At 65.7% G+C, this 14,484-nt stretch carries 14 protein-coding genes; 9 read left to right on the top strand and 5 right to left on the bottom strand.

The features are described 5' to 3' along the window. The first annotated feature begins 204 nt into the window (after nucleotides 1-204). A complete protein-coding gene (locus ACM1PE_RS03670) occupies nucleotides 205-864 on the top strand; it encodes a C40 family peptidase (RefSeq protein ID WP_059374739.1) in 660 nt (219 codons plus the stop codon). Nucleotides 865-1,021: 157 nt separating this feature from the next. Here the strand turns inward: ACM1PE_RS03670 and ACM1PE_RS03665 are convergent, their stop codons facing one another. The 4 genes from ACM1PE_RS03665 to ACM1PE_RS03650 all read right to left on the bottom strand — a co-directional run bounded on the left by ACM1PE_RS03665 (nucleotide 1,022) and on the right by ACM1PE_RS03650 (nucleotide 5,383). Further along, nucleotides 1,022-1,345, bottom strand: coding sequence for a DUF2325 domain-containing protein (locus ACM1PE_RS03665; RefSeq protein ID WP_054451313.1), 324 nt, complete (start codon nucleotides 1,343-1,345; stop codon nucleotides 1,022-1,024). Nucleotides 1,346-1,539: 194 nt separating this feature from the next. Continuing rightward, nucleotides 1,540-2,484 carry a CysB family HTH-type transcriptional regulator gene (locus ACM1PE_RS03660; RefSeq protein WP_054450660.1) on the bottom strand — a complete coding sequence of 315 codons (945 nt, stop codon included), beginning with the start codon at nucleotides 2,482-2,484 and terminating at the stop codon, nucleotides 1,540-1,542. Nucleotides 2,485-2,578: 94 nt separating this feature from the next. Beyond that, nucleotides 2,579-4,072, bottom strand: coding sequence for a CoA-acylating methylmalonate-semialdehyde dehydrogenase (locus ACM1PE_RS03655; RefSeq protein ID WP_419342559.1), 1,494 nt, complete (start codon nucleotides 4,070-4,072; stop codon nucleotides 2,579-2,581). A gap of 93 nt (nucleotides 4,073-4,165) precedes the next feature. After that, nucleotides 4,166-5,383, bottom strand: coding sequence for an ABC transporter substrate-binding protein (locus tag ACM1PE_RS03650; protein WP_059374743.1), 1,218 nt, complete (start codon nucleotides 5,381-5,383; stop codon nucleotides 4,166-4,168). A 227-nt stretch (nucleotides 5,384-5,610) separates the two neighbouring features. On the opposite strand from ACM1PE_RS03650, the gene ACM1PE_RS03645 reads away from it, so the two are divergent. Continuing rightward, the gene (locus ACM1PE_RS03645; RefSeq protein ID WP_059374745.1) at nucleotides 5,611-6,531 is read left to right on the top strand and encodes a LysR family transcriptional regulator; all 921 of its coding nucleotides are present in this window, start codon (nucleotides 5,611-5,613) and stop codon (nucleotides 6,529-6,531) included. A 51-nt stretch (nucleotides 6,532-6,582) separates the two neighbouring features. Here the strand turns inward: ACM1PE_RS03645 and lptF are convergent, their stop codons facing one another. Next, on the bottom strand, nucleotides 6,583-7,686 hold the full coding sequence (lptF, locus tag ACM1PE_RS03640) for an LPS export ABC transporter permease LptF (RefSeq protein WP_059374747.1): 1,104 nt from the start codon (nucleotides 7,684-7,686) through the stop codon (nucleotides 6,583-6,585). A gap of 57 nt (nucleotides 7,687-7,743) precedes the next feature. Between lptF and ACM1PE_RS03635 the strand changes: the two genes are divergently transcribed. The 7 genes from ACM1PE_RS03635 (at nucleotide 7,744) to ACM1PE_RS03605 (ending at nucleotide 14,458) form a co-directional block, all read left to right on the top strand. Beyond that, the gene (locus ACM1PE_RS03635; RefSeq protein WP_059374749.1) at nucleotides 7,744-9,252 is read left to right on the top strand and encodes a leucyl aminopeptidase; all 1,509 of its coding nucleotides are present in this window, start codon (nucleotides 7,744-7,746) and stop codon (nucleotides 9,250-9,252) included. A gap of 22 nt (nucleotides 9,253-9,274) precedes the next feature. Further along, nucleotides 9,275-9,739 carry a DNA polymerase III subunit chi gene (locus tag ACM1PE_RS03630; protein ID WP_059374751.1) on the top strand — a complete coding sequence of 155 codons (465 nt, stop codon included), beginning with the start codon at nucleotides 9,275-9,277 and terminating at the stop codon, nucleotides 9,737-9,739. Between the two features lie 46 nt (nucleotides 9,740-9,785). Further along, complete coding sequence (locus tag ACM1PE_RS03625; protein WP_118931834.1) at nucleotides 9,786-10,184, top strand: hypothetical protein; 399 nt, start codon at nucleotides 9,786-9,788, stop codon at nucleotides 10,182-10,184. Nucleotides 10,185-10,314: 130 nt separating this feature from the next. Beyond that, complete coding sequence (locus ACM1PE_RS03620; RefSeq protein WP_054450644.1) at nucleotides 10,315-11,025, top strand: Bax inhibitor-1/YccA family protein; 711 nt, start codon at nucleotides 10,315-10,317, stop codon at nucleotides 11,023-11,025. 168 nt (nucleotides 11,026-11,193) lie between these two features. After that, complete coding sequence (locus ACM1PE_RS03615; protein WP_419342558.1) at nucleotides 11,194-12,111, top strand: aldo/keto reductase; 918 nt, start codon at nucleotides 11,194-11,196, stop codon at nucleotides 12,109-12,111. A gap of 4 nt (nucleotides 12,112-12,115) precedes the next feature. Then, on the top strand, nucleotides 12,116-13,405 hold the full coding sequence (locus ACM1PE_RS03610; protein WP_059374757.1) for an NTP/NDP exchange transporter: 1,290 nt from the start codon (nucleotides 12,116-12,118) through the stop codon (nucleotides 13,403-13,405). A gap of 90 nt (nucleotides 13,406-13,495) precedes the next feature. Next, nucleotides 13,496-14,458 (top strand): Bug family tripartite tricarboxylate transporter substrate binding protein, encoded by a 963-nt coding sequence (locus tag ACM1PE_RS03605; protein WP_419342557.1) that lies wholly within the window; start codon nucleotides 13,496-13,498, stop codon nucleotides 14,456-14,458. Nucleotides 14,459-14,484 lie beyond the last annotated feature (26 nt).

Here is a 14,484-nt window from a genome sequence, read left to right as displayed (position 1 = left end):
GCACGAGGCTTGCCGCAAGTCAAAATGTTCTACCAAATGTCCACGCTGCATGGACATTAACGCCGGTTTCGTAACGAACTGGTCTTAAAAGTTTGGTAGAATCCCCGCGAAGTTGTAGAACAATGTTGATTTTGCTGACATCTCGGCCACATTCACGGCGAATTCCGTGTTTTTTGCCGTTATCTGCAAATCACCCCCAGGCGCATGCATCGACACTCCAACCACGCGAGACTGAATCCTTCCTCCGGCCAAGCAACTCGCGGTCTGCGCTTGCTGGCGTTGGTTGCATGCGTGGTGGGTCTGGCAGGTTGTGCCGCTACAAATCAAAAGTCAACCGCCCATACGTCCGAGATTGACCCCTACGAGACGGAATGGGTCGCCACCTCCGATGATCCCATCGGCGTGCTGGTAAGCCAGAAATTCAAGCGCGAACGCCAGAAGACCCACTCGGGCGTCAATAGCGACAACGCCCTGGTCAGCGAAGCCCTGAACCATCTTGGCATCCGCTACCGCTTCGGCGGCAACTCCCCCGACACCGGATTCGACTGCAGCGGCTTGGTCACGTACACCGCCGAACGCTCGCTGGGCCTGAAGCTGCCCCGCAACGCCGCCGAAATGGCGCAGCAAGGCGTCTCGATCGCCAAGAACGAACTGAAGGCCGGCGACCTGGTCTTCTTCAATACGCTGGGCCGCCGCTACTCGCACGTGGGCATCTACCTGGGCGACGACCGCTTCGTGCACTCGCCCAGCGCCGGCGGCGTGGTCCGCGTGGAAAACATGACCATGGCCTACTGGTCCAAGCGCTACAACGGCGCGCGCCGCCTGGACAACAGCCTGATGGCTTCCGCCCGCGCCTCCAACTGATACGCTCCCAGGATAGCCGCCAGGCTCTCCCCGCCACAAGCAAAACGCCGCCGGACTTTCCAGTCCGGCGGCGTTTTTTTACATCTCTTCGCGGCGTTTTGGGCCGCAGGCCGTTCCGGCCTCCCCAGTTTTTGTTAGGCGGCGGCAGACCGTGTTTTCAGTGCACCGAGCCTGCCCGCTGGCACAGGCCGCATTGCTGCAGGGCCTGCTGCATGCTGCACACCGAACGCCGACAAGCGACGACCCGGATACCGCCACGTTGCGCGGCGTTGCGGAAGGTTTTCATGACGTTATGGCCCAGGAAGTCGGTCAGCAGGATGACCAGCTGGGTGCCCGAGGGCAATTGCAACGTCTTCTTTTGATGCGAGGGATCACGCCCGCTGATGTGGTGCGTGATCGAAATGTTGTGCCCTTTGAGCAGATCCGGAATGTTGCCGAGGCGGTCGGCGCCCACTACCACTGCACTTAATCCTGCCGTCATGATGAACCTCACTGGGTCGTTGAGACTGGATGTAATGATAATGATTCCTATTTTTTAGTCAACTCAAATGAGATCCGTTCTTATTTAATTATTTTTATGAGCATATGGGAGGGGATAGGGCGGACCGTGTCGCGGCAAGAAAAAGGCGCGCCGCCCAACGGCGTCGCGCCTCTGATCCCCGAGGAAACGGCCTGCTACTTGGGCGTCCCCTGCACCGCTTCCGTCACCACCGCGCGAGTCAGCGAAGGCGCCAGCATCTCCAGGAAGGTGTAGACGTAGTCGCGCAGGAACACCCCTGCCTTCACGCCCACGCGGGTCGTATGCGTGCCGAACAGATGGCCCACCGGCAGGCCCACCAGATTGCTGTCGCGGCGCGGATCGTAGGCCACGCCAGCGATGATGCCGATGCCCAGGCCCACGTCGACATAGGTCTTGATGACGTCGGCATCGATGGCTTCCAGCACGATGTCGGGATGGATGCCCTGGTTGGCGAAGATCTCATCGATGGTGCTGCGGCCGGTGAAGGCGCGGTCATAGGTCACGATGGGATATTCGGCCAGTTGCGCCAGCGACAGGCGCTTGGCGGCGCTGGAGGTCAGTTCGGCCAGGGGATGATCCGGGCGCACCACCACGGTGTGTTCCCAGGCATAGACCGGCAAGGTCGCGAGGCCCGGCGTCAAGGCCAGTGATTCCGTCGCCAGTGCCAGGTCGGCCTGTTCGTGCAGGACCATCTCGGCCAGTTGCGCGGGGCTGCCTTCGGCCAGCGACAGGTGCACCTTGGGGAATTGCTTGCGGAATGCGGGAATCACGCGGGGCAGCAGATAGCGCGCCTGGGTGTGGGTGCAAGCGATGACCAGGCCGCCCTCGTCGCGGCGCGCGAACTCGTCGCTGACCTTCTTCAGGTTGTCCACTTCGCGCATGATGCGGTCGATGACCTGCGACACCGCCAGGCCGGGCTTGGTCAGCCCCTTGATGCGCTTGCCGTGCCGTTCGAAGATCTTGATGCCCAGTTCGTCCTCGAACTCGATGATCGCCTTGGAAACGCCGGGCTGCGAGGTGTAGAGCATCCGGGCGGCTTCGGTCAGATTGAAGTCGCGCCGGATGGTTTCGCGGACAAAACGAAATTGCTGCAGGTTCATGAATTGGCCCCTGTTAGACGGGCCAATTATAAGTAATAAGGGCGCCTTGTTATATAACTTATTTATATAAGCTTACATGCAAGGCGTCCCCAGTTCAGCGCATCGAGATCGTGGTGTTCACGCTCTTGGCATGGGCCGACCAGCGCGCGGTGACGGTCTTGGTCTGCGTCCAGAACTGCACGGCCTGCTTGCCGTTGGGGCCCAGGTCGCCCAGCTTGGAACCGCGCGAACCGGTGAAGCTGAACCAGGCCACCGGCACCGGGATCGGCACATTGATGCCGACCTGGCCGACGTCGATGTTGTTCTGGAAGTAGCGCGCCGCGCCGCCATCCTGGGTGAACAGCGCCACACCGTTGCCGTTGGGATTGCGGTTGATGAACGCGACCGCGTCCTCCAGCGTTTCAACGCCCACCACGCACAGGACCGGCCCGAAGATTTCCTCGGTGTAGATGGTCATGTTTTCGGTGACGCCGTCGAAAATCGTCGGGCCCACGAAGTTGCCCTGCTCGAAACCGGCGACCTTCAGGCTGCGGCCGTCCAGCAGCAGCTTGGCGCCTTCGTCCACGCCCTTCTGGATCAGGCTTTCGACGCGCTTCTTGGCGTTGGGCGAAACCAGGGGACCGAGATCGGCCTCGCGGTCCATGCCGGAATTGACCTTGAGCTTCTTCGAGCGTTCGACGAAATCAGGCAGCCAGTTGCGGGCTTCACCCACCAGCACGGCCACGGACGAGGCCATGCAGCGCTGGCCGGCAGCGCCGAAGGCAGCGCCCACCAGCTGGTTCAGCGCGACCTCGGGATCGGCGTCCGGCAGGATCACGCAGTGGTTCTTGGCGCCCATCATGGACTGGCAGCGCTTGCCGGCGGCGGAGGCGCGGTTGTAGATCTCGGTGCCGACGCGGGTCGAGCCGATGAACGAGACCGCCTTGATGTCGGGGTGTTCGCACAGGCCGTTGGCGGTTTCCGGGCCGCCGTGCACCACGTTCAGCACGCCCGGCGGCAGGCCGGCTTCCAGCGCCAGCTGCGCCAGGAACAGCGAGGACGTCGGATCCTGCTCGGAAGGCTTGAGGACGAAGGTGTTGCCGCAGGCCACGGCGATCGGGAACATGAAGCAAGGCAGCATGACCGGGAAGTTGAACGCGGTCATGCCCGCGCACACGCCCAGCGGCTGGATCAGCGTGTAGACGTCGATGCCGGAAGCGGCATTCTCGGCGTATTCGCCCAGTTGCAGGTTGGCGATGGAGCAAGCGTGCTCCACCACTTCCAGGCCGCGGCCGACTTCGCCCTCGGCGTCCGGCAGGGTCTTGCCGTGCTCGCGGGTGATCATTTCGGCCAGCTTGCCGGAGTTGGCGCGCAGCAGTTCCTGGAACTTCAGCATGACGCGCATGCGAGCACCCTGCCCGCTGTTGCGCCAGGTCTTGAAAGCCTCCTTGGCGTTGGAGACGGCCAGGTCCAGCTCTTCGCGCGTGGCGAAGGGCACCTTGGCGACGACCTCCTGGGTAGCGGGATTGATCACGTCCCGCCATTCGGTGGTTTTGGACTGCACGAGCTTGCCGCCGATCAATAGCGGAACGCGGGGGACTTCACTCATTTGATGCTCCTCACACTGCATGGTCGATGCGGATGGAATCCGCATACATGGATGGTGAGGCGCCGGCGGCAAGGGCCTGCCGGCGCCCCGGGTTTACTTCTTGACCAGCGGGCAGCTCGAATCCGCCAGCGGCTGGAAGGCTTCGGCGGCCGGAATGGTGGCCACCAGCTTGGAATAGTCCCAACCACCCTTGGACTCGGACGGCTTCTTCACTTCATACAGGTACATGTCGTGGATCACACGGCCATCGGGACGGATGGAAGCGTTGCGCATGATCGGATCCTCGATGGGCAGGGCGCGCATCTTGTCGGCCACCACCTTGCCGTCGGTGCTGCCGGATGCGGCCACCGAGCGCAGGTAATGCCGCACGCTGGAGTACACGCCCGCCTGCGTCATGGTCGGCTTGAGGCCGCGGAAGGCCTTCTCGAAGCGCGCGGACCACTGGCGCGTGGCATCGTCGTAATCCCAGTAGAAGCCGTCCACGTAGGACAGGCCCTGGGCGCTTTCCAGGCCCAGCGCGCGCAGGTCCGACAGGAAAATCAGCAGCGACACCAGGCGCTGGCCGCCGGCCACGATGCCGAATTCGCGCGCCTGCTTGACCGCGTTGACGGTGTCCTGGCCGCCATTGGCCAGGGCCACGACCTGGGCCTTGGAGGCCTGCGCCTGCAGCAGGTAGGACGCGAAGTCCGGGGCGTTCAGGGGATGGCGCACGCTGCCGGCCACAGTGCCGCCCAGCGCCTGCACGGCCTTGGCCGTGTCGGCTTCCAGCGAGTGGCCGAAGGCGTAGTCCACGGTGATGAAGTACCAGGACTTGCCGCCCGCCTTCACCGTGGCCTTGGCGCCGCCCGCGGACTGCGAGTAGGTGTCGAACATCCAGTGAAAGCCCACCGGCGAGCATTCCTTGTTGGTCAGCGCCGTGGTGGCGGGACCGGAGAACATCACCACCTTGTTCTTTTCGCGCGCGATGCCCTGCACCGCCAGCGCCACCGCGGAATTGGTCAGGTCGGCGATGGCGGTGACGCCGTCGCGGTCGAACCATTCGCGCGCCTTGGCCGCGCCCACGTCGGCCTTGTTCTGGTTGTCCGCGGACACCAGCTCGATCTTCATGCCCTTGCATTCCGCGGCCAGGCAGTCGTCGATGGCCAACTGCGCCGCCGCCACCGAACCAGGCCCGCCCATGCCGGCGTAGGTGCCAGACATGTCCGTCAGAATGCCGATCTTCACTGGCGGCTTATCCGCCGCCTGCGCCTGGCCGACCAATGCGGCGCCCAGACACAAGCCTACGGCCAGCCCGCGTGCGTGCAATTTCATGGATTTGTCTCCTGAGTTTTATGCGTTATGGCGCCGTCTTCGCGGCCTGCGGTCCCGGGGGGGGTTCAGACCCCGGAGAGCCTGGCTACAGGCCCCAAGCCCGCCGACCCAGTGTAGATGTGTGAAAATCAACAAGCAACACTAGAAATGCACATTCCTTGTGCATGAATGCACAAGGAAAATTTGACCGGCGGCGCAGCGCGCAGCCGGGCCTGGAGAGCCGGAAAGTGCTTGATTGGGACAGCCTGAGATATTTCCTGGAAGTGGCCCGCACCCAGCGGGTGAGCGCCGCGGCGCGCAAGCTTGGCGTCGAGCACACGACGGTGTCGCGGCGCATCCGCGCGCTGGAAGCGGAGCTGGACACCCTGCTGTTCGAGAAGTCGCGCAGCGCGGGCTTCGTGCTGACCGAAGACGGCCAGCGCCTGTTCGTGCATGCCGAACAGATGGAGAGCACGGTGCACTCCGCCCGCGAAAACCTGTCGGGCATCGGCCAGGCGCTGTCGGGGCATTTGCGCATCGGTGCCACCGAGGGCTTCGGCAGCTATGTGCTGACGCCGCTGGCGGCGGACTTCCAGCGGCGCTATCCGCACATCACGCTGGACATCCTACCGGTGCCGCGCTTTGTCAGCCTGTCCAAGCGCGAAGCCGACCTGGCCATCACCATCGAACGCCCCCAGCGCGGCCCCTATGTGTGCAGCAAGCTGTGCGACTACACGCTGCGCCTGTACGGCACGCCCGGCTATCTGGCCAGCCACCCGCCGATCCGCGAGCGCGCGGACCTGGCCGACCACACCTTCATCGGCTACGTCGACGAACTGCTGTTCAGCGAGCGGCTGCGCTATCTGGAAGACCTGCTGCCCGCCAGCAAGGTGGTGTTGCGCAGCACCAGCGTGGTGGCGCAGTACCACGCCGCGCTGCAGGGCCAGTCGCTGGCGATCCTGCCCTGCTTCATCGCCGCGCAGGACCCGCGGCTCACGCCGGTGCTGGCGGACGAGGTCGAGATCACGCGTTCGTTCTGGATGTATTGCCATGAAGACCTGCGCAAGCTCAAGCGCGTGACGGCCCTGTGGGAATTCATCCGCAAGTCGGTGCTAAAGAACGCCGACCTGCTGGCCGGCAAGGGCGGCACGATGAAGTACCTACCCTGAAAAAGCCGCGGCCCGCGCTGGGCGGGCCGCAAGGCGTTGGATGTGCCGGCGTCAGGCGCTGTTCTTGGGCGCCTTCACGCGCAAGCGCCGCATCAGCAGGAAGAAGGTCAGCATCGCCACCAAGGCATGGATCGCCCACACGCCCACGCCGAAGCTCAGCTTGCCGTTGGAGATCCAGGCGCGCGACAGGTTCATCAGGTTCATGTAGAGCAGGCCCACCAGGCCGGCGATGAGCAGGTCGCCCGAACGCCCCAGGCGCGGATTGACGGCGCCCAGCGGAATCGCCAGCAGCGCAAGGTTCAGCGCGGCCAGCGGCAGCGAGACCCGCCACATCACTTGCGACCAACTGCTGTTGGTGTTGTCCGCGATCAGTTGCGAGGTGGTGCGCGCCTTGGCGGAACGTTCCGCGTTGGCGCGCGCTTCGGCCACGGGATCTCCGCCCGACTTGCTTTCCAGGCGCAGGCCGTACTTGTCGAAGTGCACCAGCCGGATCTCGGGGGTGCCCGGCTTCAGGTCATAGCGATGGCCTTCGCCCAGCACCAGGAAGCGGTCGCCATTGGGCAAAGTTTCGCTGTGGGCCTTGCTGGCGGTCAGCACGCTGAGCCATTCGGGGCCATTTTCGCGCGCAAACACGTTGCCCAGTTCGTCGCTGGGTTCCAGGGGATCCTCGGCGAAGAACACACGGTTGCCGCCGGACGATTCCGCGAACTGGCCGGCCGTGACCTTGGACAGGTCGGACCGCTGCTCGAAGCGTTCATGGTATTCGCCGATCTGGCGGTACGCCCAGGGCGCCGCCACCAGCGTCAGCCCCGCCACCGCCAGCGCCACCGGGATGGCGACGCGCAGCACCGGCCGGAACCAATCGGCCAGCGACAGGCCGCTGGCGAACCACACCACCATTTCGGATTCGCGGTAATTGCGGGTGACGGTGGTGAGGACCGCGATGAAGACGGAGACCGCAAGAATGGTCGGCAATGCGGTGATGGTCGACAGCGCGGCCAGCACCACCACGACGTCCGCCCCGATGTTGCCGCCCGCGGCTTCGCCGAGCAGGCGCACGAGCAGCACGCTGAGCCATACGATGAGCAACGTGGAAAAGACAACGCCAGCGTGACTGGTGATCTCGCTGACGACAGAGCGTTTGAATAGAGACATGGGAGAATATGCGGGATAATCGACCGCATTCTACACAGACGTACACGGGAAACCCTCATGGAATTTAGCACACAGACCACTGCTTCCCTGCACCAAGTCAAGACCGCCGCCCTGGCCGTCGGGGTCTATGCGGAAGGCGTGTTGAGCCCCGCCGCCGATCTCATCGACCGCGCTTCCAACGGCGCCGTGCGTTCGGTGGTCAAGGCCGAGTTCCGCGGCCGCGCCGGCTCCACGCTGACCCTGCGCAACCTGCCCGGCGTGTCCGCGCAGCGCGTGGTGCTGGTCGGCCTGGGCAAGCAGGAAGAATATTCGGCCCGCGCCCACGCTTCGGCCGAGCAGGCCTTCGCCGCGGCCTGCGTATCGGCCCAGTTGGCCGAAGGCGTGTCCACGCTGGTCGCCAACCCGATCGCGGACGTGGCCGTCATCGCGCGCGCGCGCAGCGCCGCGATCGCAGCCGGCAACGCCACCTATCACTACGACGCCAGCTTCGGCAAACCCGACCGCGACGCCCGTCCCAAGCTCAAGAAGATCGTCCAGGTGGTCGAGCGCGCCGACGCGGCCCAGGCCCAGAAGGGCCTGCGCGAAGGCGGCGCCATCGCCAACGGCATGGACCTGACCCGCACGCTGGGCAACCTGCCCGGCAATATCTGCACGCCGACCTACCTGGGCGAAACGGCCAAGCGCCTGGCCCGCGAGTTCAAGTCGCTGAAGGTGGAAGTGCTGGACCGCAAGCAGGTCGAAGCGCTGGGCATGGGCTCGTTCCTGTCGGTCGCGCGCGGTTCCGAGGAAGCGCTGCGCTTCATCGTCCTGCGCCATGCCGGCAGCAAGACCGCCAAAAAGACCGCCAAGGGCGCGCAAGGCCCCATTGTGCTGGTCGGCAAGGGCATCACCTTCGATGCCGGCGGCATCTCGCTCAAGCCCGCCGCCACCATGGACGAAATGAAGTACGACATGTGCGGCGCCGCCAGCGTGCTGGGCTCGTTCCGCGCCCTGGCCGAACTGGAGCTGCCGCTGGACGTGGTGGGCCTGATCCCCGCTTGCGAAAACCTGCCCAGCGGCAAGGCCAACAAGCCGGGCGACGTGGTCACCAGCATGGCCGGCCTGACCATCGAAATCCTGAACACCGACGCCGAAGGCCGGCTGGTGCTGTGCGACGCGCTGACCTACGCCGAACGCTTCAAGCCGTCCGCCGTCATCGACATCGCCACCCTGACCGGCGCTTGCGTGGTGGCCCTGGGCAACGTCAACAGCGGCCTGTTCTCCAAGGACGACGCCCTGGCCGACGCGCTGGCCGCGGCCGGCCGCCAGTCGCTGGACACCGCATGGCGCATGCCGATGGACGACGCCTACCAGGAACAGCTCAAGTCCAACTTCGCCGATCTCGCCAACATCGGCGGTCCTCCGGCGGGCGCGGTCACGGCGGCCTGCTTCCTGTCGCGCTTTGCCACCTCGTACCGCTGGGCCCACCTGGACATCGCCGGCACCGCCTGGCGCGGCGGCAAGGACAAGGGCGCCACTGGCCGCCCCGTGCCGCTCCTGATGCAGTACCTGCTGGACCAGGCTTGAAACGGCAGCAACGGAACCCGGCATGACGCGCATCGACTTCGCCTTCGGCGCGCCCGACCGCTTGCGCACCGCCTGCCAGGTGGTGCGCAAGCGCTACCTGGCAGGGCAGCGGCTGGTGGTGTACTGTAGGGATGGCTCCCGCCTGGCCGCGTTCGACCGCATGCTCTGGGCCTTCGACGACACGTCTTTCGTGCCGCACGTGCTGGCCAACGATCCGCTGGCGGGCGAGACCCCGGTGATTCTCACCGCCGGCGATCCGCAACAGGCGGCCGCCGCGGCGGGCCAGGGCGGACAGCCCCAGCCGTCCTGGCTGCTGAACCTGGACCTCGACTGCCCTCCGGGTTTCGAAGCCTTCGAGCGCCTGCTTGAAATCGTCTCGGATGACCCCGAGGACAAGCAGGCCGCCCGCCAGCGCTGGCGAACCTACCTGGCCGCGGGCCACACGCCGCAAAGCCACGACCTCAGCCGCCAGCAGCCGGACGGCTGAACGCGCCGGCCTTGCGGCGCGCCACCTCGATCATCCGGGAGCCATCATGCCCTCTCGCCACGCCGACCCCGGCATCCCTACCCTGACCCAGCGGGCCGAGCCCGCGCTCTACCCGCCGGCTTCCCCGGACGACGCGGACATGCCCGTGCTGACCGAACTGGCCGACGATGGCGCGCAGGATCATGACGACGACGCCTTTCCGCTCCTGACGGAAGTGGCGGACGGCGACCATGCGTCCCCTGATATCATTCCACCGGCAGCCGCCGTCCCTGCTACGCCCTATGCCGCGCCGGACGCCACGGTTCTGAGCGCCCGCCTGCAGGCCGAGGTCGAACAGCTGATGCGCGAGGCCCTGGCCGAAGCCATCGAACAGATCCAGGCCCGCATGGACGCGGAATTGCCGCGCATCGTCGCCCGGGTGCTGCAGGACGTCAGGCCGGGTTGACCCGTCTGGAACCTATTTCCCGCCTCTGGTCTAATCCTAGGCAGAACTGGATTCTTCAGGGAACTGTAAGGTATCCTTCCCATCTAAGCCTTCTAGGCAACCATTACTCTGCCGCACACAGGAGTTCTCAATGAACGAATATCGTCCGTCCCCTTTTAACCGTTCCGGCGCCGTGGCCGGCGCGCCGGGCGAGGTCGCGCGCAACCAGGTGCTGCGCAACACCTATTGGCTTCTGGCGCTCTCGCTGATCCCGACCGTGCTGGGCGCGGCCGTGGGCATGTACACCGGCATCAACCGCATCATGGGCGCAAGCCCCGGCCTGTCCGCCATCGTGTTCCTGGTGGGCGCCTTCGGCCTGATGTTCGCGATCGAAAAGAACAAGAACAGCTCGCTGGGCGTGGTCCTGCTGCTGGCCTTCACGTTCTTCATGGGCGTGATGCTGTCGCGCCTGCTGGGCTTCGTCATGGGCATGAGCAACGGCTCGCAGCTGGTCATGACGGCCTTCGGCGGCACCGCGATCGTGTTCGGCACGATGGCCACGCTGGCCACCACCATCAAGCGCGACCTGTCGGGATTGCAGAAATTCCTGTTCATCGGCGCGGTCGTGATCCTGGTGGCGGCCCTGGCCAACATCTTCCTGCAGCTGCCGGCGCTGATGCTGACCATCTCGGTCCTGGCCATCGTCATCTTCTCGGCCTTCATGCTGGTCGACCTGCAGCGCGTGGTCAACGGCGGCGAAACCAACTACGTGTCCGCCACGCTGGCCATCTACCTGGACGTCTACAACGTCTTCTCGAACCTGCTGATGCTGCTGGGCATCTTCGGCGGCAACCGCGAGTAATCGAAACGCTGCCAAAGCGGCACAAAGAGCCTACATTCACATGTAGGCTCTTTTTCTTTATCTTGGGCCTACATTCACGTGTAGGCTCTTTTTCTTTATCTTGGGCCTACATTCACGTGCAGGCCCTTTTTCTTTGCCGCGCCCGCCCCCTCCCGCTGGAGCCACGCCATGCCCGACCGCCGCCGCTTCCTCCAGACCGCTGCCGCCGCCGCCCTGACCGGTTCCGCCTGGCCGGCTCGCGCCCTCAGCGTGGTGACGCCCATGCACAGGCGGAACATACCCGCCTCTGGCGAGGCGCTGCCTGTCATCGGCTTGGGCACCGCCGACACCTTCAACGTGCCCCCCGCGGACAAGGCCGCCATGGCGCCGCTGGCGCAGGTGCTGGACACGCTGCTGCAAAAGGGCGGCAAGCTGATCGACACGGCTCCCAGCTACGGGCAGGCGGAAGCGGTCACCGGCGCGCTGCTGGCGCGCGACGGCGGCTTGCGGAGCAAGACCTTCCTGGCGACCAAGATCGGCACGCAGGGCCACGAATCGGCCATGCGCCAGGTGCGCCAATCGCAACAGGCGCTGGGCAGCAACAAGCTCGACCTGGTCCAGGTGCACAACCTGATCGACACCGCCAACCAACTGGCGCTGCTGCGCGAACTGAAACAGCAAGGCGTGATCCGCTACCTGGGCATCACGCACTACACCGACCACGCCCACGACGAGCTGACCGAACTGGTGGAACGGGAAAAGCCCGATTTCCTGCAGGTCAACCTGTCCGTGGCCGACCGCGGCGCCGAAAAACGCCTGTTGCCCGCCTGCCAGGCCCACGGTGTCGCAGTGCTGATCAACCGCCCGTTCCAGGACGGCGCGCTGTTCCGCCGGGTCAAGGGCATGGCGCTGCCGCCGCTGGCCGCCGAGCTCGATTGCGGATCCTGGGCGCAGATCTTCCTGAAATTCATCATCGGCCATCCCGCGGTCACCGCCGTCATTCCGGCCACCTCCAAGCCGGCCAACATGGCGGACAACGCGCAGGCCGGCTTCGGGCCGCTGCCGGACGCCGCCATGCGGGAACGCATCGCTGCCCTGCTGGCCTGACGCCATGGCGTCGGCCCCCGGCAGCCTGCAAGCCCGCGCCGCGCAGGCGCTGGGCATACTCCAGGAGGAACTGGCGCCGGCAGCCTGCGGCTTCGCGTTTTTCTTCTTCCTGTTCTGCGGCTATTTCATGCTGCGGCCGATACGCGAGACCATGGGCATCCAGGCGGGCGTCGACCAGCTGCAATGGCTCTTCACCGCGACCTTCGTCGCCATGCTGGCCGTGGTGCCGCTGTTCGGCTGGCTGTCGGCGCGCGTGCCTCGCGCCATGCTGGTGACCTGGGTCTATGCCGCCTTCGCCCTCAGCATGGCCGGTTTCGCCGCCCTGCTCCATCTGCGGCCCGGCAGCGTCTGGGCGGCGCGCAGCTTCTATGTGTGGCTGTCGGTCTTCAACCTGTTCGTCGTCTCCATCGCCTGGAGCCTGATGGCCGACGTGTTCCGCATGGATTCCGCCAAGCGCCTGTTCGCGCTGATCGCCGCGGGCGCCAGCGCCGGCGGGCTGGCCGGCCCGCTTTTGGGCGGCCTGCTGGCTGGCGTGCTCGGTCCCGCCGGCCTGTTGCTGCTGTCGGCGCTGCTGTTGACCGCCACCCTGCCCCTCAAGCGCTGGCTGCTGCGCTGGCGTGCGGCCCACCGCGAGGATGCTGCCGCGGACGACATGCGCAGGCCGCTGGAGGGTTCGATCCTGGCGGGCCTCTCGCGCATTTTCCAGTCTCCCTTCCTGCTGGGAATTTCGCTGCTGGTGATCCTGCTGGCCACGCTCAACACCTTTCTCTACATGGAGCAGGCGCGGCTGGTGGCGGATGCCTTCACCGACACGGCGCAACGCATCCGGGTCTTCAGCGCGCTGGACTTCACGGTGCAGGCGCTGTCGCTGCTGTCGCAGCTCTTTATCACCGGACGCGTGGCCACCCGCCTGGGGCTGCGCTTCCTGCTGACCGCCGTGCCGCTGACGATGACGGCCGCTTTCCTGGCGCTGGCGGCCTTTCCCGTCTTCGGCGTGCTGGCCGCGGCCATGATCGTGCGCCGGGTCGGCGAGTACGCGCTGATCCGGCCGGGGCGGGAAATGCTGTTCACGGCGGTTTCGCCAGAAGACAAGTACAAGACCAAGAACGTCATCGATACCGTGGTCTACCGGGCGGGCGACGCGGCCAGCGGCTGGGTCAAGGCAGGCGTGGACATGCTGGGCTATGGCGCGGCCCTGATCGCCGTGCTGGGCGCCCTGTGTGCGCTGGCGGCCGCGGCGGTAGGCCATGGGCTGGGACGGACCGCAGACCGGCGCATCGCGGACAAGTCTTAGGTTTTTTTGAACATCCATCTCATTGAAACAAACGTATTCCCCGGGCCGCGACCGCACAATGGCGCAGCTCTCAATGCCTGGGGAAACGCCATGAAACGCACCGCCTGTCTTGCCTCCCTGTTGCTCAGCCTGGCCGCGCCCGTCGCGCTGGCCGCCTATCCGGAACGCGCCATCACCCTGATCGTGCCGGCCGCAGCGGGCGGCAACGCCGACATCACCGCACGACTGGTGGGCCAGGAAATGAGCCGCCAGCTGGGCCAGCCCGTGGTCGTGGAAAACCGCGTCGGCGCGGGCGGCCGCATCGGCACCCAGGCTGTGGCGCGCGCGGCGGCCGACGGCTACACCATCGGCTATGCCCACGTCGGCACGCTGGTGCTGCACCGGTTCCTGTTCAAGCAGCAACTCTACGACCTGGACCGCGACATCGCCGCCATCGGGCTGGTGGCCGAAACGCCCAACGTCATCGTGGTGAACGCGTCCTCGCCCTATCGCGACTTGAAGGGGTTCATCGAAGCCAGCCGCGCCCAGCCGGAGCGCCTGACGATGACCTCGGCCGACCCGGGCACCACCAGCGAAGTCGGGGTCAAGCTCTTCATCGCCCAGACCGGCGCCGCCGTGCGCCAGATCCCGTACAAGGCCACGGCTGCGCAGTTGTCCGACCTGCTGGGCGGCCATGTCGATTCCATGATGGAGAACCTGCCGCCGCTCATCGGCAACCTGAAGGACGGCCGCCTGCGCGCGCTGGCGGTCACCACCAAGACCCGCGCCGCCTCCAATCCGGACGTGCCGACGGTGGCGGAGCAAGGCTATCCCGACTACGAACAATCAGCCTGGAGCGCGCTGGTCGCGCCCGCCGGCACCCCGCCCGAGGTCATCGCGCGGCTGAACGCGGCGATGAACGCGGCGCTGCGCTCGGACAACGTCAGCAAGGAACTGCGCAGCCGCTCCCAGGAACCGCTGGGCGGCACGCCGCAGGACGTACAGAACCAGATACGCAAGGAGCTGCCCAAATGGGAAGGCATCATCAAGGCCGCCGGCACCACGCTGGATTGAACCGGATCCCCACACGCGCAGGAGCC

It is taken from the genome of Achromobacter sp. PD1 (assembly GCF_048541815.1).
In the GTDB taxonomy this organism is placed as follows: Bacteria; Pseudomonadota; Gammaproteobacteria; order Burkholderiales; family Burkholderiaceae_B; genus Achromobacter; species Achromobacter bronchisepticus_A.
Note: the sequence above shows the minus strand (reverse complement) of the source record. Positions and strands in the feature narration are given on the sequence as shown.

Coding starts and splice junctions, on each gene's coding strand:
- ACM1PE_RS03660 (WP_054450660.1), bottom strand. CDS start 2,484: ATGAACCTGCAGCAATTTCGTTTTGTCCGCGAAACCATCCGGCGCGAC.
- ACM1PE_RS03650 (WP_059374743.1), bottom strand. CDS start 5,383: ATGAAATTGCACGCACGCGGGCTGGCCGTAGGCTTGTGTCTGGGCGCC.
- ACM1PE_RS03610 (WP_059374757.1), top strand. CDS start 12,116: ATGGCGTCGGCCCCCGGCAGCCTGCAAGCCCGCGCCGCGCAGGCGCTG.
- ACM1PE_RS03635 (WP_059374749.1), top strand. CDS start 7,744: ATGGAATTTAGCACACAGACCACTGCTTCCCTGCACCAAGTCAAGACC.
- ACM1PE_RS03665 (WP_054451313.1), bottom strand. CDS start 1,345: ATGACGGCAGGATTAAGTGCAGTGGTAGTGGGCGCCGACCGCCTCGGC.
- ACM1PE_RS03620 (WP_054450644.1), top strand. CDS start 10,315: ATGAACGAATATCGTCCGTCCCCTTTTAACCGTTCCGGCGCCGTGGCC.
- ACM1PE_RS03670 (WP_059374739.1), top strand. CDS start 205: ATGCATCGACACTCCAACCACGCGAGACTGAATCCTTCCTCCGGCCAA.
- ACM1PE_RS03615 (WP_419342558.1), top strand. CDS start 11,194: ATGCCCGACCGCCGCCGCTTCCTCCAGACCGCTGCCGCCGCCGCCCTG.
- ACM1PE_RS03625 (WP_118931834.1), top strand. CDS start 9,786: ATGCCCTCTCGCCACGCCGACCCCGGCATCCCTACCCTGACCCAGCGG.
- ACM1PE_RS03655 (WP_419342559.1), bottom strand. CDS start 4,072: ATGAGTGAAGTCCCCCGCGTTCCGCTATTGATCGGCGGCAAGCTCGTG.
- lptF (WP_059374747.1), bottom strand. CDS start 7,686: ATGTCTCTATTCAAACGCTCTGTCGTCAGCGAGATCACCAGTCACGCT.
- ACM1PE_RS03605 (WP_419342557.1), top strand. CDS start 13,496: ATGAAACGCACCGCCTGTCTTGCCTCCCTGTTGCTCAGCCTGGCCGCG.
- ACM1PE_RS03630 (WP_059374751.1), top strand. CDS start 9,275: ATGACGCGCATCGACTTCGCCTTCGGCGCGCCCGACCGCTTGCGCACC.